Raw genomic sequence first — 23,420 nt, 5'->3', positions numbered from 1 at the left:
TTTAACCGGTCGCCAGCGTCTACTTCCGCCAGCCGGCTCGGTCATCTGTACATCAGCACATCCAATAATCAGCACATTAAGCAAATGAACTATTCTCTTTCCCAACTTCCCGAACGCACCCAGAAGCCGCGTGAGCAAGGCTACACCATGGTGATGGACAAAGGCATGAGCCTGCGGGAAGTGGAAGACTTTCTGGAAGTCGGCGGCGAATACGCCGACATTGTGAAGCTGGGCTGGGCAACCTCCTATGTGGTGCCCAACCTGAAGCGCAAGCTGGAGATTTACCGTGCGGCCGGCGTGCCGGTGTACTTTGGGGGCACCTTGTTCGAGGCTTTTATCATCCGAAACCAGTTCGACGACTACCGCCGCCTGCTCGACACCTATGGCATGGAGCACGCCGAGGTATCGGATGGCAGCATCGACCTGGCTCATGAGCGCAAGTGCGAGTTCATTCGGGAGCTAAGCAAGTCGGTACAGGTGCTAAGCGAAGTAGGCTCCAAGGATGCCGAAAAAATCATCCCCCCCTACAAGTGGATTTCCCAGATGGAAACCGAGCTGGAAGCCGGGGCCATCAAGGTAATCGGCGAAGCCCGGGAGGGCGGCAACGTAGGTCTGTTCCGCAGCACCGGCGAAGTGCGCTCGGGCCTGGTGGAAGAAATCCTCACCAAGATTCCCTTTGAGAAAATTCTCTGGGAAGCCCCGCAGAAGGCGCAGCAAGTATGGTTTATCAAACTGCTGGGCTGCAATGTAAACCTGGGCAATATTGCCCCCAATGAAGTGGTAAGCCTCGAAACCATTCGCCTGGGCCTGCGGGGCGACACCTTCTCGCACTTCCTCGACATGGACGCCGTGGACCCCATGTTCCACCCGGCTGCCAAGACTGGCAAGCCCGGCACCAGCATGCCGCGGGGGTAATCAGGGCTTCGATTGTTAGGGCTTAGGTATTAGGTATTAGGTATTAGGTCTTGGGGACCGTTGAACGATACTAATACCTAATACCTACGCCCTAACACCTAAAAAAAAGCCGGCCTCCTTGCGGAGACCGGCTTTTTTCGTGTGGAAAGGAAGGGAGGTTACATTTTCTGTACTTTCACCGAGGTCTCTTCGCCCGTGGGGGTGGTGAGGCGGGCTACGTACATGCCCGACTTCAGACCGCCGAGGTTGTCAAGCTTCACTTCGTTGGTACCAGCTACCAGGGTTACTGCCTGGGTGCTGATTACGCGGCCGGTGATGTCCATGAGGCGGAGCTGGCCGGCGCCGGCTGTGGCCACATCCATTGTCAGGCTCAGGTCGCCAAGGAAGGGGTTGGGGTAGGCGGCCAGCTTGGCGTCCGACTTAGCCTTGCCGGCGAAGTTCACGCTGCGGGGAGCAAAGAAGGTTTCTTTGCCATCCAGGTCCAGCTGGCGCAGACGGTAGTAGCGGATGCCGGCTTTGTCGGGGGTGGTGTCGACGTAGCGGTAGCTCTGGGGACGCTCGCTGTTCGGGGTAGCGCTGGCTACGAAGCCCAGGGTGCGGAAGTCACGGCCATTGGTCGATACCTGTACGTCGAAGCCACGGCTGTTCTTTTCGAGGGCGGTATCCCAGGTGATGGTAGCATCAGCCCCGGTGCGGCGGGCATCGAAAGCAGTGAGCGATACGGGCAGCGGGTTGGCGCGGTCGCCGAGGGTGAAGGTAGCGAAGGTGCGAACCCCGAACTTGGTCAGCTCATTGGTGTTGGTGTCGAGGGCATCGCGGCCCAGCTGGCCGAAGCTGTTACCCGAGTTGGTCGATACGTAGAGGAAAAGGTTCTGCTCGGGGATGAACTCGCCGTTGGGGCCCAGGTTCTGGGTTTCGCTGTCGAGGTAGCGGAAAATCAGGTTAGCCTGCAGGCCACCGGTGTTAGTCTGCGCGTCGCTGGGGCGAACACCGAAGATGCGGCGGATAGAGAAACGGTCGTTGAGGGGGTTGTAGCTCTCGGTAGTGTTGCGGGTTACCAGGATGTCGCCGGGGTTATTGTTACCAACGAATTCGAGCGACATGCCCATGTTACCAAACGTGCGGTACTCGCCTTCGTTGGCCTGTACCCCGTTGCGGGTAGTGCGGATAAAGCCGCGGAGGTAGTGCTGGTCGGTTTCACCGTTAATCTGAGCGCCGTTGTTGGCGTTGAAGATGGTACGGTTGGCCAGTTCCACATAAGAAGTAGTGGGGTTGTTGATGTCCGTGGTCAGGTTGCTGGAGGTGAAGAGCAGCTCAACCCCGATGGTCACGTTACCGGTCAGCGTTTTGGTGCTGCCAGGAACACCATCAATCTCCATTCGAACAAACTGCGAGCCGCCGCTGATGGTGGTGTTGCCACCAGAGAATACAATCAGGGTATTCTCACGCTGGATGAAGCTGTCCTGAATGTTGTAGAAGTCACCATTTACCCGCAGCGTACCCGTAACCAGGCGGCAGATAGAGCGCGCGGCTTGCGAAGTGCCTTGCAGCAGTAGGGTGCGGCATTCAGCAGGGCCCGAGTTGGTGTTGTCATACTGGAAGACCCCCTGCGAGTTTACAACCCGGCTGCCGCTGTAGATGTTGGGGTAGATGTTGAAGCCAGGGCCGAAGTCGGGAACTACAGCGTCGTTCGTGGGCGAAGGCACACCGTTGCTCCAGTTGGCCGGGTCAAACCAGTTGTCGTTGATAGCACCGGTCCAGGTCGTCGTGATTTGGGGAGTGCCGGTTACCGTGAACGTAGCCGTGTAGTTGGCGCCGCCGTTGCTGTCGTTCAGAACGAAGGAGCCGCTGCCGCCGCCGTTGCTGAAACTAGCATTAGCCTGCAGGTAGATTTCCAGGGTGTAGGTGCCGGGGTCCTGCGTGAGGCTAACCAGGTTGGTGGTGTAGTTGAAAGACTGAAACTCCTTGTTGTTGGTCATGTTGACCGGGTCGTAGTAGATATTGGTCAGGGGCAGCGAGAGGCGCTGGAAGCCACGGCCGGCCGGCGAGGTGCCGGTTTCATACACACGGTAGAAGATGTTGGCAGCATTTACAACGTCGCCGTTGCGCTCGAAGGAATTAACCCGGCCGCCATTCAGCCGCAGCACTCCCGAGTTACGGTCGAAGCTACCCAGCGAGGCGCCCTGCAGGGGAGCGTAGGCACTGGCGGGCGGGTTGCCAGCATTGGTCTTGTAAAAAGTACCGTTGATGGAAACGTAGTTGTCGAACAGGCCGCTGTTCTGGGCCTGGGCCGAAGTAAAGCTGAAACCAATAACCAGGGTCAGCAGGGTTGCCAGTAAGCGCAGCGTGCGGCTTGGCAGAGTAGGTGCGGAAGTAAAAGAAGTAGACATTTTATTATGAGTCGAAGGTTGAGTGAAAGGGCACCGCATTGCTTGGTCGGTGCCGACATGGAGCTATACGGGAGTTGTTTTTAAATTGGTACAATTCGGCTAATTTTTTTTCTTTACCAGGATTAATTACAAGTGCAAAAAGCCCGAATCTTGATAATAGTGCATATTTTTCTCAGAAAAATTTATTTTTACCCGCAAAATGAAACTTTTTATTGGACTCTAAACGCAGCCCCACCTGAGGCTACCCAGCCCGTGCCCTACGCTTCCATCCCTTTCCTTCCCCGGCACCGCGCTGCTGGTACTCTTTACGTATGCCAAACAGCAAAGTGACGGCGCAGGGCCACTTTTTCGCTGATATTTATCTACTCCGCCTTCTTCCCTATCAGGGCGTTGGTATCGCCCTTTAATAAGAAAGCGCCGGCCCGTTGCCGGGCCGGCGCTTGGTGTAGCAGAAGGCAGCACTGCTGCTAGTGTACCACGCTGTAGGGCACGGTGGCCAGGGCTTTTTTCTCGGCAGGCAGCTCTACGCCCAGCAGGTCGTGCACGCTAACCCGAATTTTATTCGACAGCTGGGTGATGGGCAGGTCGTTGCTGTCGTACCCAAAGGGGTTCTCGATTTCGTTGCCAATCATTTCCAGCCCCAGCATGGCGTAGGCCCCAATCATGGTCACGGGCACCATCCAGTAGCCGCAGGACTCCACCAGCACCAACGGCATTATCAGAATGAAAATGGTGATGTAGCACTTGATGAAAAAGCTGTAGGAATACGGGATGGGAGTGGCCTTAATCCGCTCACAAGTACCGTTCACCGACATCATGGCCAGGTAATGGTGCTTGATGTTGACCAGGTGCATGGGGTCGAAGATTTCCACTTTACGCAGCTGCTCCATGCTTTCCATCAGCACGGCGATGATGGTGCTGGGCACGTTCTCGGCCGCCCGCAGGCGCTCCATGATATCGGGCGTGGCCTCCAGCTTCTCGTAGCGGATGTTGTTGCGCAGGTTGCCTTGCAGGGCCAGCGGGAAGTTGGAGATTAGCGCGGCAAAATAGCGGCGGCTGGAATGGGCTTCTTTAGGCAGCAGCGCATTGATTTCCATAGCCAGCCCGCGGCAGTGCGACACGAGCTGCCCCCATACCCGGCGGCCTTCGTAGTACCGGTCGTAGGCTGTGTTGGTGCGAAACACCAGCAGCAAGCTGAGCAGGATACCCAGAATGGACAGGTACTCGCGGCCAATGCGAACATCCAGGGCGTGAAAGTTTACGCTGCTGATGGCCACAACAAGCCCATAGAGGCCCACCAGGGCCACGCGTTTTAGTAATAGACGAATTACTTCGGAGGTATGGAAATGCCAGAGTGCCTTCCACCAGTCGCCTCCCTGATAGACTATCATAATATGTGTAGCGTTTTGGCTTGCAACGTCAAATTCGTAAGCTAGGTTAGGCTCAGCGGCTGGTTTGCCGCTGCATTTGCTTTTTTATTGTTTTTGCACAGGAGTGCCTCTTTATGGCAGTTTTCCTATCTTGTAGCGTCGCGCTTGCCGGCGCCTTGGGGCCGTCTGGAGACCTATAAAATCTGTGGCTTGCCCACCCGCCCGTTCCTGGCCAGAGCAAAGCGGCTGTCGGGAACGAGTGCCGGGAGCATTGGCTACCGCCTGGAGCAGGCCTTACCGTTGCGTGTTCCAGGAAGCCAGGCAGGCCGCACCCGGCTACTTCGCCCGCCAGGGGTTTTCTTTGTAGCTCACAATGGCGCCGTATGGAATTAATCAAGCACTTTTTCGACCTCGTTTTACACCTCGATAAAACGCTCGTGGGCGTGGTACAGGACTACGGTACCTGGACTTACCTTATCCTGTTTCTCATCGTCTTTACCGAAACCGGGGTTATTGTCTTTCCCTTTTTGCCGGGCGACTCCCTGCTCTTTGTGGCCGGCACGCTGGCGGCCCAGCCCAACACAACCACCGGCGACCCGCTGCTGAATGTGTGGGTGGTGATGCCGCTGCTCATTGCCGCCGCTTTCATCGGCGATAATGTGAACTACATGGTGGGCGACTTTCTCGGGCCCCGGGTGTTCCGGGAAGACTTCCGGTTTCTGAAACGCAAGTACCTCGACCAGACCCAGGCTTTTTATGCCAAGCACGGCGGCAAAACCATCATCATGGCCCGCTTTGTCCCCATCGTGCGCACCTTCGCCCCCTTTGTGGCCGGCGTGGGCACCATGACTTACCGCTACTTTGCTTCTTATAGCATCTTTGGCGCTGCTTTCTGGGTAATTTCCCTTACGCTGGCCGGCTACTTCTTCGGCAACATCGAATGGGTGCAGAAAAACTTCACCATCGTGATTTATGCTATTATCCTCGTGTCGGTGCTGCCGCCCCTGGTGCAGTTTCTGAAGGAAAAGCTTGGAGGAAAGCCCGCCGACAGCAAGGAAGACCTGCCCGCTGGCCCGCTGTAAGCCCAGCCTGCTTGTTCATCACCAAACGCCCCGACTCTAAACAGTTGGGGCGTTTTTTTGTCCTACCCGGGGCACATTACCCGCTAACCCTTCTTTTATGCGTCAGTTCGGACTTATCGGCCGCTCGCTCAGGCACTCCTTCTCGCAAACGTACTTTACGCAGAAGTTCTATAACCTGAGCTTGCCCGACCATCAGTACGACCTTTTTGAGCTGGAGAATATCCGGGAGCTCCCGGGCTTACTGGCGGCGCATCCCGACCTGGCCGGGCTGAACGTAACCGTGCCGTACAAGGAAGTTGTGTTGCCTTACCTCGACGAGCTGGCGCCCTCGGCCGGCCGGGTGGGGGCCGTAAATGTTATCCGGCGCCTGCCCGACGGGCGGCTTATCGGGCACAACACGGACTACATCGGCTTTCGGGACTCGCTGCGCGCTTTTTTCCCTACCGCCGGCCCCGCTACCCGGGCCCTGATTCTGGGCCACGGCGGGGCCGCCAAATCGGTGGAAGTAGCGCTGCGTGAGCTGGAAATTCCCTACTGGTTTGTCACACGCAACCCGCTGGACTCCTGGCTTACTTACGAAGACCTGACCCCGGAGCTGATTGAGGCGCACCCGCTCATCATCAATGCCACCCCGCTGGGCACCTTTCCCAAGATTGACGAGTGCCCCCACCTCCCCTACCACGCCCTCACCCCCCGGCATCACCTCTACGACCTGGTGTATAACCCCGCCGAAACCCTGTTTCTGGCCAAAGGCCGGGAGGCCGGGGCCCAGATAAAGAACGGCTTTGAAATGCTGTGTCTGCAGGCCGAGGAAGCCTGGAAAATCTGGAATGAGTAAGCAGCAGGCCCCAGCTGCCCGGAACAGTCACCGACAAGACAGCACACAAGCACAGCATTTTCCAGGGCGCCTACAACTGTATAATACCCTGTTCATAAGACATTATAAAGCCATGCTTAGCCTTCGCTCAGCATGGCTTTATAATTCTTTAGCAAATAGCTTTCAACGCAGCGCACAAACCTAGAATCCGCCCTAGCCCTGCGCTTGCTGACTTACTTGCCGCACAGCTTCTTGGCAATTTCCGACACGTGGCGGCCCTGGAAGCGCGCTCCTTCCAGCTCGTTCTGGCTGGGCTGCCGCTCGCCCTGGCCGCCGGCAATGGTGGAGGCGCCATAGGGTGAAGCACCACTTACCTCGGAAATGATAGTCTGCCCCTGGAAGGAATAGGGCAGGCCCACTACTACCAGCCCGTGGTGCAGGAATTCGGTGTGCAGGCTGCGCAGGGTGGTTTCCTGGCCGCCGTGCTGGGTAGCCGTGCTGGTGAAAGCACCGGCCGCTTTGCCAATGAGGGCACCTTTGGCCCAGAGGCCACCGGTGCCGTCGAGGAAGGCCTGCATCTGGCTGGCTACGTTGCCGTATCGCGTGGGCACCCCAATAAGCAGGGCGTCGTACTCGGCCAGCTCCTCGGGAGTAGCAACGGGAATATGGGCGAAAGCCTGCTGCGCCTGCGTGGCATGAATCTGGTCGAGCAGCTCGGGGGGCAGGGTCTCGCGCACGCGCTTCACCACTACTTCGTTGCCTTCTACCTGGCGGGCGCCTTCGGCTACAGCTTCGGCCATTTTCCATACGTGGCCATAAGTGGAATAAAAAAGAACGAGGGTTTTCATACAGGTAAGGAAATAGATGACAGGAAACCGGGAGCCCTGCACGCAACGCGGCAACACGACCAGCAGATTAGTGTAGGTACATCGCAAAAACCACCCTGGTTGCGCCGGCACTTAAAAACTATTTTAACTAACTTTGGATGAGCCTCTTATTTTACCCAGCCTTTGTTATCTCTATCGTTGCAAATAAACCCTTCCGGCGGGTTGCAACCATTTCGCCGTCACCTGCCTCCATTTAACGCAGCCTGTTTGACTACGGGCACCAGCCCCGGCTCTATTTGCACCTTATGCCCCGGAACATGACATTGGCTTCTACCAGCACCGCCCCAGCCGGCGGTATCCAACCAACCAGCCGGCCGGGCTGGTGCGCCCAATGAGCGGGGCTGCCTGGCCAGCGCTCCGGCCTGCAAAAATGGCGGCAGTAGAGCCCGACGCTCCCCGCCTGACTGCCAGCCGCTCGGTGGGCGCGGCACCCAGCGAGGCGCAGATTATTGACGGCTGCCTGCGTGGGGAGCAGCTGGCCCAGAAGCAGCTGTATGAAAAGCATGCTGCCAAGATGATGGCCGTGTGCCTGCGCTACGCCCAAACCACGTTTGAGGCCGAAGACGTGCTGCAGGAAGGCTTTCTGACGGTATTCCGTACCCTGGCCAGCTTCCGCCGCGAGTGCCCGCTGGAGTTCTGGATTCGCCGCATTATGATTAATGCCGCCCTGCGGCAACACCGCCGCAATGCCCCGCTGGTGGCGGTGAGCGAGGGCGAATACCCCGAAACCCTCGCCGGCGAGGAGTTTACCCTCAGCAACTACAACTTCCACGAGCTGCTGGAAATGGTGCAGGAGCTGGCGCCGCGCTACCGCATGGTGTTCAACCTCTACGCCATCGAGGGCTATACGCACAAGGAAATCGGCGAGCTGCTGGGTATTACCGAAGGCACGAGCAAGTCGCAGTACTCGCGGGCCCGGGTCATCTTACAAACTAAATTGGAGCGCCTGAATGCTCCGCGTCGTCATGTCAGTTAATCCTATCGACCCTACTTCTACTGATAAGCCAACCGGCAGCCTGGAAGAGCTATTCCGCCATCATATGGCCGAAGCGGCCGTTCCCCCGCGCCCCATGCTGTGGGAACAGATTGACAACTCCCTGCTGCAGCAGCAAAACGAACAGTACCGCCGCCGGCTCAACGCCATGCGCTGGGTGGCCGCGGCCAGCCTGCTGCTGGCTACGCTCACCGGCACAGGCTGGCTGGCCATGCGCGATGCCGTGCGCAACGGCAACCGCCTGGCAACGGCCCAGAGCCGTCGGGCCGAGCTGGCGCCCGCTTCCGCTGCCCGGCCCGGCACCGTGCCGGGCCAGTATTCGGCCACGGGCAGCCGGGGGAGCCTGGCAGCCGGGGGCGCTGCTGCCGAGAGCAGCGACCACGCAGCTTATACCCAGCAGGCCGCCTCTCCTGGCCGCCAGGAGTTGACTGCAGCCGCAAGTGCTGCGGCTCGTCAGCAGCCAGGCATGGCTGCTTATGGCGGTATCGGTACGCCGGCCCGCCCGACGGCAGCACGCCAGGCGGGTAGCAGCTCGTCGACGGCTTCCACTGCAAGCACCTATCAGGCTGATGCCGGCAGCTCTGCTGGCAAACCCGTTAGAGCAACTTATAACGGTACCTCAGCGCCCGGCTCCGTGGCTTTTTCCAGCCCTGTTAGCGGCGCTGCAGCTGAAACCAGCGCTGCAGCGAGCGCTGCAGCGAGCGCTGCTCGGGCCGTCCGCAGCATCGGGCTGGGCCAGCCGCAGGCCGCTCAGGGCAGCATGCTGGCTTTTGGCGCGGCCGGCACCACGGCCAAAGGGTCGGCAGCCGCACCCACCGGCTTTGCTGCTACCACCGGCTTTGTAAGCGGCGCAAGCTCAGCGGGGCAGGCCCTCGGACCGATTGATTTGCTGGCGGGCCGGGCCCCGTCGCTACCCAATGCCGAGGCCACTTCCCTGCCGGCAGCTTTTGCCACCATTGCAGTACCAGCTGATGATACGCCGCCCGTGGTGCCGCCGGCCCGCAAGTGGAATTTTGCGGCTACCTACACGGCTGGCACCTTCAACCCCAACACCAATTTCTCGCGGGCCGGTATTGATGCTGAGTTCGACTACAACCCGGCACTGGGAGCCAACTCGGCTGCCCTGAGCGAAGAAGCAGCTGCTGAGCACCTGCAGAACCTATGCCCGGGCGCCAGCCACCGCCTGGCAGTTCGGGCCACCAACCGCCTCGGTGGCCGCTGGGCCCTGAGCACCGGAGCCGAGCTTAGCCAGAGCTACGCCAAGTCGTCGTCGTCGATGGCTTTTGTGGGCGAGCAGGTACCCGACTTTGGCCCCGACACGAAAGGCGCCATGCGCACCACTGATTTCCGCTACCGTACCGCCGGCATTCCGGTGGAAGTGCGCTACGCCGACCCGGTGAAGCGCGGCTGGAGTGGCTACGGCCGCGTAGGCGCAGTAGTGAGCGCGCTGCTGGGCGTACGCAGCACCGTCGATGGTATTCCGGAGGCGTCGCGCTCCTACTCCATTACCTCGGCCGGCACGCCTTACCGCCGGGTAATGGCCAACGTGCGCGGCGCCGCCGGTGCCCAGTACCGCTCGCCCGAAGGCAGCTGGACGTTCTCGCTGGGCCCCATAGCCGAGCTGGGGGTGCTTTCGCTAAATGCCCACCCCGCCCAAGGCCTGCTCGAGCAGAGCCGGCCCTACAGCGTGGGGGTAGAAGCGGGCGTAGAGTTTGGCCGCAGCCCGAAGTAGCAGGGCAGGCTGGTGTTGGCCTGCCTTCGCGCCGCGGAGTAAATTCCGCCGCTTGATTCCGAAATCAGGAAACCCAAATCCATTAGCAATAGTTAAGCTAGGCTGACCTTTTCGGCCTATCTTTCCCCTTGCATGGAGTACCAACTGACCTCTGAATTCAAGCCGACCGGCGACCAGCCCTCGGCCATTGCCAAGCTCGTTGAAGGCGTGAACAATGGCGAGCCGGCCCAGGTGCTGCTGGGTGCCACGGGCACCGGCAAAACCTTCACCATGGCTAACGTTATTGCCGAAACCGGCAAGCCGGCCCTGGTGCTGTGCCACAACAAGACGCTGGCGGCCCAGCTCTACGGCGAGTTCAAGTCCTTTTTCCCGAACAACGCCGTCGAGTACTACATCAGCTACTACGACTACTACCAGCCGGAAGCCTACATCGCCAGCACCGACGTTTTCATCGAGAAAGACCTGGCCATCAACCAGGAGATTGAGAAGCTGCGCCTGCACACCACCTCCACCCTGCTGAGTGGGCGGCGCGACGTGATTGTGGTGGCCTCGGTGTCGTGCATCTACGGCATCGGCAACCCCGAGGAGTTTGGCAAGAACGTGATTTACCTGGCGCCGGGGCTGAAGTACTCGCGCAACAACCTGCTTTACCAGTTTGTGCAGATTCTGTACTCGCGCACGGAAGTGGAGTTTTCGCGCGGCACCTTCCGGGTGAAGGGCGACACGGTGGACGTGTTTCCGGCCTACGCCGACTACGCCTACCGCATCTACTTTTTTGGGGATGAGATTGAGAGCGTGCAGAAGATTGACCCCGTCAGCGGCAAGAAGCTGAGCGAGGAGAAGTCGGCCACGCTGTACCCGGCCAACCTGTTCGTGACGGGCAAGGACACGCTGCAGCAGGCCATCAAGGAAATTCAGTTCGACATGATGCAGCAGCACGCCTACTTCGAGAAGGAGGGGCGCGACGCCGAAGCCAAGCGCATCATGGAGCGCACTGAGTTCGACCTGGAAATGATACGGGAGCTGGGCTACTGCTCGGGTATTGAGAACTACTCGCGCTACTTTGATGGGCGCACGCCCGGCTCGCGGCCGTTCTGCCTGCTCGACTACTTCCCCGACGACTACCTGCTGGTGGTGGACGAAAGCCACGCCACCATGCCCCAGATTCGGGCCATGTGGGGGGGCGACCGCAGCCGCAAAACCGCCTTGATTGAATATGGCTTCCGCCTGCCTTCGGCGCTGGACAACCGGCCGCTGACCTTCAACGAGTTTGAGAGCATGTTCCGGCAGGCCGTGTACGTGAGCGCCACGCCGGCCGACTACGAGCTGGAGCAGGCCGGCGGCGTGGTGGTGGAGCAGATTATCCGCCCCACCGGCCTGCTGGACCCGGAGATTGATATTCGCCCCAGCGTGAACCAGATTGACGACCTGCTGGACGAGGTAGACGAGCGGGTGAAGCAGGGCGACCGGGTGCTGGTGACCACCCTCACCAAGCGCATGGCCGAGGAGCTGAGCAAGTACATGGACCGCCTGGGCATTAAAGTGGAGTACGTGCACTCCGACGTGAAGACCCTGGACCGGGTGGAAATCCTGCGCAAGCTGCGCCTGGGCGAAATCGACGTGCTGATTGGCGTGAACCTGCTGCGCGAGGGCCTCGACCTGCCCGAGGTAAGCCTGGTGGCCATTCTCGATGCCGACAAGGAAGGCTTCCTGCGCGACCAGCGCAGCCTGATTCAAACCATGGGCCGCGCCGCCCGGAACGACAAGGGCAAGGTAATTATGTACGCCGACCGCATCACGGGCTCCATGCAGCGCGCCATTGATGAGACGAACCGCCGCCGGGCCACCCAGCTGGCCTACAACGAGCTGCACGGCATCACGCCGCGCACGGTGCGCAAGAGCCACGCCGAAATTATGGGGCAGACCGACCTGGCCGACTACCGCACCGTGGAGCCCCAGGCTTACGTAGGGCCCGATGCCGACGGCGGCGTGCTGGCCCTGGCTGCCGAGCCGGTGGTGGCCATGATGAGCCGGCCCGAGCTGGAAAAGCTTATCAAGACCACCGAAAAGCAGATGGAAGGCGCCGCCAAGGACCTAGACTTCCTGACTGCCGCCAAGCTGCGCGACGAGCTGGCTGCGCTGAAGCAGATGCTAAAAACCAAGCGGGACTAGTGCTGCGCGATGGTGCCGGGTAGCAAGGGCATAGCCTGTCCGGGCTGGGCTTTTGCTACCCCGCTACTTTTGCTGGCTGATTTCTGCTCTTCATTTTACCGCTGTACGCTATGCTCGTTTCTATGAGATACCCCTTCACGCTATGGCTAGCCGTGCTCCTCTGGTTTCAGGACCTGCCAACGCAGGCGCAGGCAGCTAGGCCCCAGGCCTATGACTTTCTGACGATGACCAGCTTCGAGTCGTCATCGGACGCGGTGGCCAAAATTTTCTTCTCGCCGGCTTTCAACGGCAAGACGGAAGTGCAGCTGGAAGACCTGGGCGGGATGTCCGTCAGTAAAAACCTGGCCAAGCTGCAGCGCAACTCCATGGTCATCAACCAGCAGCTCAGCGACCTATCGGTTGCGGGCTGGGAGCTGGTACAAGTGTATCCCATTACCAACAGTGCGGCTATTCGCTACCTGTTTCGCAAACCCAGGTAGGTAGCAGCTCCACCCCCAGTGCTTTGGCGACGCATATAAGTGGAATGGCTTTGGTGCCGAAAAACAAAAGCCCCCGCAATTGCAGTTGCGGGGGCTTTTTTCTTGCAGAAAAGAGGCGAAAACAATAGAAAGCGCGGGTGGGTGGATTGCAGAAAAAAGGCGGGAGAGAAAAAGAGAAGGTGAGGGTGAGGGTTAGTATTCTAAGGGCTGCTTACTTGGCCATACCCACCAGCAAGGGCGGCTGCTCGTCGAGGTTGGCTGGGCCGGATTTGGCACCGGGTACGGTTTGCGGCTGGGAAACCAGGCTGGGCAGGGTGCCGTCGGCCAGCCGGCGCAAGCGGTAGGTGCTGGGCGTGGCGCTGGCGTTGTAAGCATCCACGAAGCTGTAGCTGTAGGGCAGCGTGCCGGAATGCCCCGGCACCACGGCCACCCGGTGGAAAGCAGCATCGCCTTCGTCGCGGCGCTCGATAACAATGCCGGCGTCGTTGGGCTCGCTGCTGGTGGTCCAGTACAGCACCACGCCCACCGCATCGGGGGCAAGGCGGCGGGCCCGCAGGTCGAGCAGGGCCAGGCCCGCCACTGAGCTGTCGGAGCCAGGAACGTAAGTGGCGGGGAACAGCTCCAGCAGCGGGTTGGCTGACAGCTGGGCCGTGGCCGGGGCGGCCTGTAGCAGGCTGGCAATAGGGAAAGCACTTATGAGCAGGCGGCGGAAGAAGAGGGTTTTCATAGCGGAAAGGAGCAGGATTGCAGAAAAAGGGAGGGTGGAGCCGCACGCGCTGTCGCTGGTGCTTTTATTAATTTTCGATGTAAAATTATGATTAGCCAAAGCGTACCCCCAAGTATTGCACATCACATGATAATGTGAGCTCACATCTTTATGTGATAATACAATGGCAAAACCTACACAATAAACAACAGATTAACAGTAATTTATAAAATAAATACTCATTTAAATTTTTCATGAACTAATACTATCATGCCCTCTTTTTTGCCCTTTGGGTACTTGGAATAAATGCCCGACGCCACCCTCCGCGGCAGCGGGTGCTGCTGGCAGAGGGTGGCGTCGGAGATTGTAGCTGGCCCGGTCAGTACGTGGGAAGCGGCGAGTCGGCCTAGCTGGGTTTGGTCAGGCCTTCACGCAAGGCTTTGCTCACGGCTTCGGTCATGGAGCGCACGTGCAGCTTCTCGTATATTTTCTTGATGTGGGAGCGCACCGTGTCGATGCTGATGTTGCGGTCGGCGGCAATCATCTTGTAGCTGTAGCCTTCCACCAGCAGGGTGAGTACTTCCTGCTCGCGGGCGCTGAGGTGGGCCGGCGACTCGGAGCTGACTTTGGGAGCCGGCCGGAAGGCCGACGTCGTGGGCTTGGGAAAGAGGCGCAGCACCTGCCGGGCTACGGCGGGCGTCATGGGGGCGCCGCCGGCGCGCACCTCGCCAATGGCCTCCAGCAGCCGGGCCGGCGGGGTCTTCTTCAGCATGTAGCCATCGGCGCCGGCGCAGATGGCTTCGAACACCCGGTCGTTGTCTTCAAACACGGTCAGCATCACCACATTGGTTTGCGGGGAGGCGGCTTTCACGCTACGCAGGCCATCGATGCCCGAGCAGCCCGGCATGTCGATGTCCATCAGCACCACGTCGGGGCTGAGGCGGCGTATGTCGTCTTCGGCCTGGGTGCAGTTGCCGAAGGCGCCCACCAGCTCCAGGCCAGGGGCGTCGGTCAGCAGCTGGCTTAAGCTTTCCCGCAGGTCGGGATTATCTTCATAAATGACAAGGCGGGTGGGAGCAGGCATAGGTCGGGTTTTATCTGTACAAAGGTAAGATTGTCAGCCCCCAGCTAAAACCACATAATGATGTTAGCCGCCCATTGAATCGGGCCTGAACCAGAAAAAGCACAACTCTCACATGGGCACGCGCAGACGCAGCGTCGTGCCCTGGCCCGGGGCGGTATCGATGCTGAGCTGCCCGCGCAGGGCTTCGGCCCGGCTGCGCATGTTGGTCAGGCCGTTGCCCCCGCCGCGGGCCGGCGCCTTTTGGTCGAAGCCCACGCCGTCGTCCTGCACCAGCAGCTGCAGGCAGCGGTGGGCATAGCTTACCTCAATGGTAGCGTGCCCGGCCTGGGCGTACTTGGCCAGGTTGTTCACGGCTTCCTTAAAGATGAGAAAAAACTCGCGCCGGGCTTCCATGGGCAGGCGCAGCCCGGCAATGTTGGGCGAGGAAGTGAAGCGCAGCTCCACGCCGCGGGCCTCCAGCACTTCCGAGGCAAACGCCCGCATGCGGGCCGTTACGCCCGCCAGGCCGTCGTGGGCCGGGTTGATGGCCCACACGATGTCGTCCATGGAGTCGAGCATGCGGCGGGAAGAATCGCCGATTTGCTCGAGCAGCGTGGCTGCCTGCGCCGGGCGCTCGTTTTTCTGGTGGTTACGGGCCAGCTGGCTCAGGATGGAGATGCTGCTGAGAGTGGAGCCCATGTCGTCGTGCAGGTCGCGGGCAATGCGGTGGCGCACCCGCTCCAGGGTAAGCAGCTGCTGCACGCGCAGGCGGTACGCCAGCCAGCCGGCCCCCACCACGGCCGCCACTGCCAGCAGCCGGAACCACCAGGTAGCGTACCAGGCCGGCTCTACCACCAGGCGAAGGGCTACCCCGCTTTTTTCCGGCGCATCGGCCCCCCGCACCCGGAAGGTATAATGGCCCGGGTCGAGGTTGGTATAAGTGGCCTCGCGGTGCGGGCCGGCCGCCAGCCAGTCGGGGTCGAAGCCTTCGAGCTGGTACAGCAACGGGTAGCGCCCGGCCCGGCGCAGGTCGAGGGCCGTAAACTCCAAGGAGAAAACGTAGTCTTCGGGCCCAATGCGCAGCAGGCGGCGCTGGCTCAGGGCGGTGTCGGGCAGGGATACCGGACGGTTGAGGCGGCGCAGGCCGGTGAGCAGCACGCGCGGCGCAGACGGCAGCGCCAGGCCAGCGGGCTGAAAGCCCACCAACCCGCCGGGCCCGCCAAAGTACAGGCGGCCGTCGGGCCCACGGCCGGCGGCGCCGGCATTGTAGTCGTCCATGGGCACCCCGTCGCGCAGGTCGAAGGTGGTGAAGCGCCCGGTTTCGGGGTCGAGCCGTACCAGGCCGCGGTTGGTACTGGCCCAGAGCGTGCGGCTGGCCGAGTCGGCCTGCAAGCCATACACCACATCGCTGGGCAGGCCCTGCGCCTCACCCACGGTGGTGAAGCGGCCGGTGCGCGGGTTGTCGAGCCGGCAGATGCCGCCGCCTTCGGTGCCCACCCATAGCCGGCCCCGGGCATCGAGGCTGAGGGCCCGCACGAAGTTGCTGGGCAGGCTGTGCTCGTTCTGCTCATCGGTGCGGAAAGCCGTGAAGCGGCCCGTTTCGGGGTCGTCGAGGCGGCAGAGGCCGCCGCCGCCCGTGCCCACCCAAAGGCGGCCGCTGCGGTCGCGCAGCACACAGCGCACGTAGTAGTTGGGCAGCGAGCCCGTCACTTTGGGGTCGTGGCGGTAAGTAAGGAAGCGCCCGGCCTGGGCATCTGCCAGGCGGCACAGGCCACCTTCCGTTCCTACCCAGAGGGAGCCGTCGGCCGGGTCGCGGTAGAGGCTGCGCACCGAGTTGTCGGCCAGGGAGCCCGGGCGGCTGGGCTGGTGCCGAAAGTGCCGAAAGTGGCTGGCCCCGGGAGGGCGGTAGTCCAGTCCCTGGCGCTGGGTGCCCACCCAGAGGCCGCCGTCGTGGTCGGCCAGCACGGCCCGCACGAAGTTTTCGGCCAGGCTGCTGGTATCGGTGGGGTTGTGCAGCAGGTGTTCGTCCAGGGCGCCCGTAGCCGGATTAAGGCGCAGCACGCCGTTCAGCTCGGTTCCCAGCCACAGGCTGGCTTTCTGGGTGCCCACGGCCCACACCGGGCCGGTGCTGGCCAGGGGCACGGGCAGCCGGAAGGGAGAAGGGCGGATATCCAGGCTTTGCAGGCCGGCCTCGGTCCCTACCCAGAACTGGCCGTCACGGCCGGCAAACAGCGAGAGCACGGTTCCCTTCAGTACTTCACCGGTGGGGGGGCGCGGGGCCCCGGGCAGGGGGAAGTAGCGCAGGCCGGTAGCGGAGCCCACCCAGGCCCCGGTGGGGTCGGCGCAGATGCTATGCACGGCAGGTGCCCCGGGGCGGGGCCGCAGCACCTCTACCACCAGCCCCGGAGCCGGGGGCAGGTAGCGCAGGCCGCCGGCGATGGTGCCAACCCAGAGCCCTCCCCGCGGCGCGGCGGCAATGGCCGTGACGGCCGCCGCCGTGGCCTGGGTGTAGCGGGCTTCCAGCTCCAGCGCGGCACCGTCGGAAGCTGTCCGGTAGAGAAAGCCCTCGCCGGTGCCGGCCCACATGACGCCCGATTTTTCCCGGGCCAGGGCCTGGATGGAATTGGTGCGGGAGCTGGGGACAGCGCTGGGGAGTGACGGGCAGCGCAGCCGGCGCAGGCTGCGGCCGGGCTGGTAGCACAAGACCCCATCTTCGGTACCCGCCCACACGCGTCCCTGCGGGTCGGCCAGCACGGCATGAACAAAGTAGTTGGTACCCGCCGGGTAATCGATAGGAATTGGGGCAAACTGCTCGGTGCGCGGCTCGTAGCGGCAGAGGCCGCTGCCCGTACCTATCCAGAGCCCGCCCCGGACCGGGTCGGCGGCCACAGACCGCACGAAGTTGCCGACCAGGGTACCGGGGCGGCGGGCATCGGCCCGGAACGTGCGAAAGACGCTGCCATCGTAGCGGCTCAGGCCGTCCTGGGTGCCCAGCCAGAGAAAGCCCTGGCGGTCCTGCACAATGCTGGTGATGGCGTTGTTCACCAGGCCGTCGGAGGTGTTGAGCGCCCGCGGACGGGGGGCTACGCCCTGGCCGCACGCCGCAGGCAGGCCATAGGCAGCCACAAACCACAGCAGCAGAAGACAGCGAAGCATCATAGGCCCTATTCCAAAACAGGCGAAGCTAGGAAAAAACGCGCGTTGCCGGCTGGGCAGTGGCGGCCCGGGCATTCCTGAACTGATGAAAATCAGGAAAAAGCATATTCTCCATCAGGAAAGGGGGCCGCACGGCGGCGGAATTTTGTGGCGGTATGGCGGCCGTATGCGCCGGCCTGGTCTTTCCCCGCCCTTATGAATACTCCGTGCTTTAAAGCTATTAGTCTGACCCACAAAAAGGCTCCCCTGGCTATTCGGGAGCTGCTGGCGCTGGATACCAGAGCCTGCCAGGCCCTGCTGCTTACCCTGCGCCGCGAGCTTGGCCTGAGCGACGTGCTGGTGCTGAGCACCTGCAACCGCACCGAGGTGTACTACAGCTCGCCCGGCGATTTCAGCACGGCCATTCTGGAGCAGCTGGCGGCGTTGAAAGGCCGGCAGGAGCTAGGCGAGTACGGGAGCTACTTTACCTGCTTTACACGCTCGGAGGAAGCCGTGCAGCACCTGTTTGAAGTAGCTATGGGCCTCGATGCCCAGGTGGTGGGCGACCAGCAAATCAGCCAGCAGGTAAAGCAGGCGTATCAATGGAGTGTAGATGCTGACGCCGCCGGGCCTTTTCTGCACCGGCTGCTGCACAGCATTTTCTACACGCACAAGCGCGTGGAGCAGGAAACCAGCTTCCGCGAGGGGGCGGCTTCTACTGCATACGCCACGCTGGAGCTGGTGGAGCGGCTCACAGCCCACCTGCCCAGCCCGCGGGTGCTGGTGCTGGGCCTGGGCGAGATTGGCAGCGATGCCTGCAAGTACTTCGCCGGCAGCAGCCGGTTTGCGGAGGTAAAAGTGTGCAACCGCACCCGAAGCCGGGCCGAGGCCGTAGCGGCGCAGCATGGCCTGCCGGTGCTGGACTTCGCCGACCTGGCCCTGGGCCTGCAGGCAGCCGATGTGGTGGTGTCGTCGGTGGCCGCCGCTACCCCGCTCATTACCGGGCAGCTGATGGCGGGGCTGAGCGTCCTTAGCCACAAGTTTCTGGTCGACTTGTCGGTACCGCGCAGCATTGAAGCTGAGGTGGAGGACGTACCCGGCGTGCTGCTCTACACCATTGATGCCATCCGGAGTCAGACCTCCGCTACCCTGCAGCGCCGCCTGGCCGCCGTGCCGCAGGTGCGGGCCATCATTGCCGAAAGCATGGCAGCTCTGCGCGAGTGGAGCCGTGAGATGGCCGTGTCGCCTACTATTCAGAAGCTGAAAAGCACCCTGGAGCAGCTGCGCCAGGAAGAGCTGCAGCGCTATCAGAACAAAGTAAGCCCGGCCGAAGCTGCCCGCCTGGAGGAGGTGACCAAGGCACTGATGCAAAAGGTGCTGAAGCAGCCCGTACTGCAGCTGAAGGCAGCCTGCAGGCGCGGCGAAACCGGCGCCCTGGTAGACCTGCTCACCGAGCTGTTCGACCTGGAAAAGGAGGCGGCCCACCACCTGAGCGTGGCCTGACAAGAGTCAGGTTTCGACCTGATGTGCGTCATGCGCTGCCTGCCTGGCCCACCGGACATTTGCTTATCTCCAGCAGCGGCCGCAGGTGCGAACCGGGTGCAGGGGATGAGCCCTCTTTTTTCAATCGTCATGAAAAATATCCTTGTTCCCACCGACTTTTCGCCGGCCGCCCACCACGCCTTTAAGCTGGCCCTGCAGCTGGCGCAGCGCAGCGGCGGCAGCCTTACCCTGCTGCACGTTATCGAAGTACCCGAGTCGGCATCGTTCAGCACCTTTGGCGGGCCCGTCGGCAGCGGGGAAGTGCCCAACAGCGGCAGTATGGCCGAGGTGTTTATGATTAAGCTGCTGCAGGCCACCAAGCAGCGCATGCTGAAGCTGGTGGGCGAAGCCGCGCAGCTGGCACCCGGCGTGGCCGTGCACGATATGCTGGAAACTGGCCGCACCGGCGAGGCCATTCTGAGCAGCATTGAAGCGCGCCGTATCGACCTGGTGGTGGTGGGCGCCCAGGGACACACGGCCCTGGAGCACTTCTTCTACGGCTCCCACACCGAGCGACTGGTGCGCCTGGCCAGCTGCCCGGTGCTGGCGGTGAAGCACGCGGCCGGCGAGCTCAACGTGCGGCGCATCGTGTTTCCGTCCGACTTCACGGCCGAGGCCGACCGCGCCGTGCCCGGCCTGCGCCAGGTGCAGGCCCTGTTTCCCGACGCCCAGCTCTACCTGCTGCACGTGGCCGTGGCCGAGCTGCACACCTCCACCGATGCCATTCGGGCCTTTGCCCAGCGCCACCGCCTGCGCAACGCCCACCCGGCCCTGATTCATGCCGGCAGCGCCAGCCGCGGCATTCCCGAGTTTGTGGAGCAGATTGAAGCCGACCTGGTGGTAGTGCCTACGCACGGCCGAACCGGACTGAGCCGCTACCTGCAGAGCAGCATTGCCGAGCGGGTAGCCACCCAGGTTTTTCCGCCGGTGCTCACGTACAAGCTGGCCTAGCAGAAGCGCCGTTTGGGGTCGTTGGCGCATGCTAGGCTGCTTCCCCTTATCAAGCCCTCTTTACGTTAGGGCTGGGGCCCGCCGGCCGTGCCCTCATCGGCTGGCGGTGGCGGGGGCAAATGCGGAACGTTTGCGGCCAGCAGCCGCGCCAGGCGCTCGCGGGTGGCGGCGGGCAGGCTGCTTTCCGGCGTAGCCCGGGCCTCGGCAGCGGCGCGGGCGTTGCGAGCCAGGAACTGGGATTGAAAGTCGTAGCGCCGGCAGTAGGGGCACAGGCGCAGGTGGGCCCACAGCTGCGCCCGGGCCGCAACCGGCAAGGCCTCATCGGCCCGGCGCTCGATGAGCAGGGTGGCGTTTTGGCAGCTCAGCAAGGGAGAGGGAGTATGCATCAGGCGGGGGACTGAAACCAGTTTTTTTCGAGGCAGCGACGCAGGTGCAGCTTGGCCCGGTGCACGATAACCCAGTAGTTGGCCGCGCTGATGCTCAGCTCCTGGCAGATTTCTTCGGCGGGAAGCTCTTCTACGAAGCGCAGCACGAACACGGCCAGGTGCTGGGGCGAGAGCCGCTGCTGGCAGCGTTGGAGAATCTGGTGAAACTCAGCCCGCTCCAGGGCCAGGTCGCCCCGGCCCTCATCGGCCCCCACAGCCCATTCCTGGGGGTAGTGCTCTTCGCGCCAGTGGCCATCGTGCGGATGGAAGAACTCGGCTTCGGGCGCCTGCTCCGGGCTGAGGTCCAGGGCTACGAAGGGCGAGTGGGCCTGCCGCCGGTAGTAGTCGATAACCTTGCGCTTGAGAATCACAAACAGCCAGGTGCGCTCCGAGGCCTGCGCCCGGAACGAGTCCAGGGCATTGAGGGCACTGAGCAGGGTTTCCTGCACCAGTTCCTCGGCCGTTGAGGCGTCCGACACCCGGCCCAGCGCATAGCGGTAAAGGTCGTCGCCGTAGCGGGCCAGCCATTGCTGCGGCTGCGGCGGGGCAGTAAGTGCGGGGGACATTGTCAACGAAGGCAAGAAAGCAGACAAGAAGTAAGGCTGCGCCGGAGCAAGCTAGTCAATTTACGCATTCAACAGCCTGTAAGGCAAGGGCCGGGCTAGAGACTGGTCTGCCAGTCGTAGCCCGACCGGGCCCAGGGCGCCGGTGATAAGAAAGGAGGGGCGCGAGCGTGTGGCTGCGGCTTGCAGCCCGGCCCTTTCTTCGGCCACGGGAGAAGGAGATTGTAGCGGGCCGGTCATGGAAGAAAAGAAGATGGTGAGGGCAAAGTGCAGGAGGCGGGCCGCTTCGTTGCCCCCAGCAGCGGCGCAAGCCAGGCTGGCTAGGTGAGCTTGATAATGGTCAGCCCCGTCGGCCCCGAGCCCAGCCCCATCACGACTACCGAAGTGTAGGCAATATGCTGGGCCCCGTTGAGCCTGCGCACGGGTGGGGGCTGTTTGCGCAGGCAAGGACGAAAACACCTTTGCCAGGCCGGCAGCACCAGCAGCACAGACGCCCAGCCTGGCACTTCCTTACTGCCTTCAGCGTTTTTTCACCAGGCACCTGTCGGATGTAAGGCGCAGGCCTTGTAAACGTATTCCCTGGCAGCCGCCCGCTTCTTCACCGCTTGAGCTACATGCCCATGAAACCCTTCGCATTTATCGCCGCCTTTTTCCTCACCGTAGGCGCCGCAGCGCTTAGCAGCGCCCGCCTCCCCCTACCCCAGTCCGTACGTGGTGCCGGGAAAATACCGGTGGTAGTCGAGCTTTTTACCTCGGAAGGCTGCTCCAGCTGCCCGGCGGCCGATGAGGCCCTGCGGGAGCTGGCGGCCAGCCAGTCCCTGCCTGGCATTGAGGTGGTGGCCCTGGGCCTGCACGTGGATTACTGGAATCGGCTGGGCTGGAAAGACTCGTTTTCCTCAAGCGAATTCACGGAGCGGCAGCGGGTATACGCGCAACGCTTTGGGGAGGGCTCCTACACGCCGCAGGCCGTGGTGAACGGCCGGTATGAGCTGGTGGGCAGCCGCCGGCAGGCCCTGCGGGAAGCCGTGCTCCAAGCTGCACAAGCCCCGCGGGCTTCGGTGCGCCTCACCCAAGCGGCCCAAGGTACTCTACAAGTAACCGTAGACGACCAGCCGGTGGGCAGCCAGCCGGCCGAAGTCCTCCTGGCCCTCACCGAAACGGAGCTGGCCAGCCAGGTGGGCCGGGGCGAAAACCGGGGCCGCCTGCTGCGGCATGCCGCCGTGGTACGGGTCTTGCGCCGGCTGGGTACCGTGGCCGCCAATGGCAGCTTCGCGGCTACCGTTCCCCTGCAGCTCGATGCGCAGTGGAAAGCCCGGAACCTGCGGGCCGTGGTAGTGGTGCAGGAGCAGGCCTCGCGCTACATTGTGGGTGTGGCCACGCTGCCGCTGGGCGGCGTGGAAAGCCCGCAGTAGCCGGGCAGCTATTGACATCTGCTTAAAATCAGGTAGCACAGCCCTAGCCTCCTCCGCGAGCCTGGGGCTGTGCTGTTTTTCGTTGGCCACTCTTTCCAGCAATTGGGGATGCCATGGCAGGGCTGTAAGGAGTGGGCGCCGGGCCCGTCCAGCCGGGAAATCAACTCCTATTTCGATGAAAACTTCCGTGCTCCTGGCCCGACCAGCGACCAGCCCTCCTCCCGCCACTGGCCAGCAAACAATCTCGGTGCTGGACCGCGCCGGCACCCTGGTACTGCGCTACAGCTTAGTGCTGATAGTGCTGTGGTTTGGCCTGTTCAAGTTTACGCCTACCGAGGCCAAGGCCATTCAGCCGCTGTTTACCCACAGCCCGCTGTTCAGCTGGCTGTACGACGTGCTCAGTGTGCAGGCGGTATCCAACCTGGTAGGCACGGCCGAAATTCTTATTGCCCTGCTTATTGCGTTGCGGCCGCTGGCTCCGCGTCTGTCTTACCTGGGCAGCCTGGGAGCGGTGCTCACGTTTGTCGTTACGCTATCCTTCCTTTTTACCACGCCCGGCTCGTTTGCCCTGGTCGACGGGCTGTGGGTACCCGGCGGGGCCGGCGGCTTTATCATCAAAGACCTGAGCCTGCTCGGGGCAGCCCTGTACACGGCAGCCGAAGCGCGGCGGGCGGCATAGAGCCCAGGCCCAATCTACCTGCGCGCCACCTTAACCCATCTCTCTGTGACTGGGCGAGGCCAGCAGTTGGGAAATGCTTTAGGCGAAAATCTTGCCCCCACCCCTG

General features: G+C 62.1%; 19 protein-coding genes. 11 read left to right on the top strand and 8 right to left on the bottom strand.

Annotation, left to right across the window (positions count from 1 at the left end; translation table 11 throughout):
* Nucleotides 1-84: 84 nt before the first annotated feature.
* Entirely contained in the window at nucleotides 85-915 is an 831-nt protein-coding gene (locus ABD919_RS10460; RefSeq protein WP_345235948.1) for a phosphosulfolactate synthase, read from the top strand.
* Between the two features lie 158 nt (nucleotides 916-1,073).
* Here ABD919_RS10460 and ABD919_RS10455 read toward each other — a convergent pair whose 3' ends face one another.
* A complete protein-coding gene (locus ABD919_RS10455) occupies nucleotides 1,074-3,305 on the bottom strand; it encodes a T9SS type A sorting domain-containing protein (RefSeq protein WP_345235947.1) in 2,232 nt (743 codons plus the stop codon).
* 467 nt (nucleotides 3,306-3,772) lie between these two features.
* Entirely contained in the window at nucleotides 3,773-4,696 is a 924-nt protein-coding gene (locus tag ABD919_RS10450; protein ID WP_345235946.1) for a bestrophin family protein, read from the bottom strand.
* 362 nt (nucleotides 4,697-5,058) lie between these two features.
* On the opposite strand from ABD919_RS10450, the gene ABD919_RS10445 reads away from it, so the two are divergent.
* Nucleotides 5,059-5,757, top strand: a complete 699-nt coding sequence (locus ABD919_RS10445) for a DedA family protein (RefSeq protein ID WP_345235945.1) — start codon at nucleotides 5,059-5,061, stop codon at nucleotides 5,755-5,757.
* Nucleotides 5,758-5,854: 97 nt separating this feature from the next.
* Nucleotides 5,855-6,595, top strand: coding sequence for a shikimate dehydrogenase family protein (locus tag ABD919_RS10440; RefSeq protein WP_345235944.1), 741 nt, complete (start codon nucleotides 5,855-5,857; stop codon nucleotides 6,593-6,595).
* A 212-nt stretch (nucleotides 6,596-6,807) separates the two neighbouring features.
* Here the strand turns inward: ABD919_RS10440 and wrbA are convergent, their stop codons facing one another.
* On the bottom strand, nucleotides 6,808-7,422 hold the full coding sequence (gene wrbA / locus ABD919_RS10435; protein ID WP_345235943.1) for an NAD(P)H:quinone oxidoreductase: 615 nt from the start codon (nucleotides 7,420-7,422) through the stop codon (nucleotides 6,808-6,810).
* A gap of 409 nt (nucleotides 7,423-7,831) precedes the next feature.
* Here wrbA and ABD919_RS10430 point away from each other — a divergent pair, with 409 nt between their 5' ends.
* The 4 genes from ABD919_RS10430 (at nucleotide 7,832) to ABD919_RS10415 (ending at nucleotide 12,838) form a co-directional block, all read left to right on the top strand.
* Nucleotides 7,832-8,437, top strand: a complete 606-nt coding sequence (locus ABD919_RS10430) for an RNA polymerase sigma factor (protein WP_345235942.1) — start codon at nucleotides 7,832-7,834, stop codon at nucleotides 8,435-8,437.
* Nucleotides 8,427-10,187 (top strand): porin family protein, encoded by a 1,761-nt coding sequence (locus ABD919_RS10425; protein WP_345235941.1) that lies wholly within the window; start codon nucleotides 8,427-8,429, stop codon nucleotides 10,185-10,187. Before ABD919_RS10430 ends, ABD919_RS10425 begins: the two co-directional genes overlap by 11 nt.
* Nucleotides 10,188-10,319: 132 nt before the next feature.
* A complete protein-coding gene (uvrB, locus tag ABD919_RS10420; protein ID WP_345235940.1) occupies nucleotides 10,320-12,359 on the top strand; it encodes an excinuclease ABC subunit UvrB in 2,040 nt (679 codons plus the stop codon).
* A gap of 122 nt (nucleotides 12,360-12,481) precedes the next feature.
* Nucleotides 12,482-12,838: a hypothetical protein gene (locus ABD919_RS10415; protein ID WP_345235939.1), complete on the top strand. Its 357-nt coding sequence runs from the start codon at nucleotides 12,482-12,484 to the stop codon at nucleotides 12,836-12,838.
* A 211-nt stretch (nucleotides 12,839-13,049) separates the two neighbouring features.
* On the opposite strand, the gene ABD919_RS10410 is transcribed toward ABD919_RS10415, so the two are convergent.
* The 3 genes from ABD919_RS10410 to ABD919_RS10400 form a co-directional block, all read right to left on the bottom strand.
* Entirely contained in the window at nucleotides 13,050-13,565 is a 516-nt protein-coding gene (locus ABD919_RS10410) for a hypothetical protein (protein ID WP_345235938.1), read from the bottom strand.
* 385 nt (nucleotides 13,566-13,950) lie between these two features.
* A complete protein-coding gene (locus tag ABD919_RS10405) occupies nucleotides 13,951-14,628 on the bottom strand; it encodes a response regulator (protein ID WP_345235937.1) in 678 nt (225 codons plus the stop codon).
* A 108-nt stretch (nucleotides 14,629-14,736) separates the two neighbouring features.
* On the bottom strand, nucleotides 14,737-17,763 hold the full coding sequence (locus ABD919_RS10400; RefSeq protein ID WP_345235936.1) for a sensor histidine kinase: 3,027 nt from the start codon (nucleotides 17,761-17,763) through the stop codon (nucleotides 14,737-14,739).
* Between the two features lie 195 nt (nucleotides 17,764-17,958).
* On the opposite strand from ABD919_RS10400, the gene hemA reads away from it, so the two are divergent.
* Both hemA and ABD919_RS10390 read left to right on the top strand, forming a co-directional pair.
* Nucleotides 17,959-19,245, top strand: coding sequence for a glutamyl-tRNA reductase (gene hemA / locus ABD919_RS10395; protein WP_345235935.1), 1,287 nt, complete (start codon nucleotides 17,959-17,961; stop codon nucleotides 19,243-19,245).
* A 129-nt stretch (nucleotides 19,246-19,374) separates the two neighbouring features.
* Nucleotides 19,375-20,235: a universal stress protein gene (locus ABD919_RS10390; protein ID WP_345235934.1), complete on the top strand. Its 861-nt coding sequence runs from the start codon at nucleotides 19,375-19,377 to the stop codon at nucleotides 20,233-20,235.
* Nucleotides 20,236-20,300: 65 nt separating this feature from the next.
* On the opposite strand, the gene ABD919_RS10385 is transcribed toward ABD919_RS10390, so the two are convergent.
* Nucleotides 20,301-20,621 (bottom strand): anti-sigma factor family protein, encoded by a 321-nt coding sequence (locus tag ABD919_RS10385; RefSeq protein WP_345235933.1) that lies wholly within the window; start codon nucleotides 20,619-20,621, stop codon nucleotides 20,301-20,303.
* Complete coding sequence (locus ABD919_RS10380; RefSeq protein ID WP_345235932.1) at nucleotides 20,621-21,226, bottom strand: sigma-70 family RNA polymerase sigma factor; 606 nt, start codon at nucleotides 21,224-21,226, stop codon at nucleotides 20,621-20,623. The genes ABD919_RS10385 and ABD919_RS10380 overlap by 1 nt, the downstream gene beginning before the upstream one ends.
* 617 nt (nucleotides 21,227-21,843) lie before the next feature.
* Between ABD919_RS10380 and ABD919_RS10375 the strand changes: the two genes are divergently transcribed.
* Both ABD919_RS10375 and ABD919_RS10370 read left to right on the top strand, forming a co-directional pair.
* A complete protein-coding gene (locus ABD919_RS10375; protein WP_345235931.1) occupies nucleotides 21,844-22,635 on the top strand; it encodes a DUF1223 domain-containing protein in 792 nt (263 codons plus the stop codon).
* A 175-nt stretch (nucleotides 22,636-22,810) separates the two neighbouring features.
* Nucleotides 22,811-23,314, top strand: a complete 504-nt coding sequence (locus tag ABD919_RS10370) for a YkgB family protein (protein ID WP_345235930.1) — start codon at nucleotides 22,811-22,813, stop codon at nucleotides 23,312-23,314.
* Nucleotides 23,315-23,420 lie beyond the last annotated feature (106 nt).

The organism is Hymenobacter saemangeumensis (assembly GCF_039541835.1).
GTDB classification, from domain to species: Bacteria; Bacteroidota; Bacteroidia; order Cytophagales; family Hymenobacteraceae; genus Hymenobacter; species Hymenobacter saemangeumensis.
This window is presented reverse-complemented; position numbering and strand designations above follow the sequence as displayed.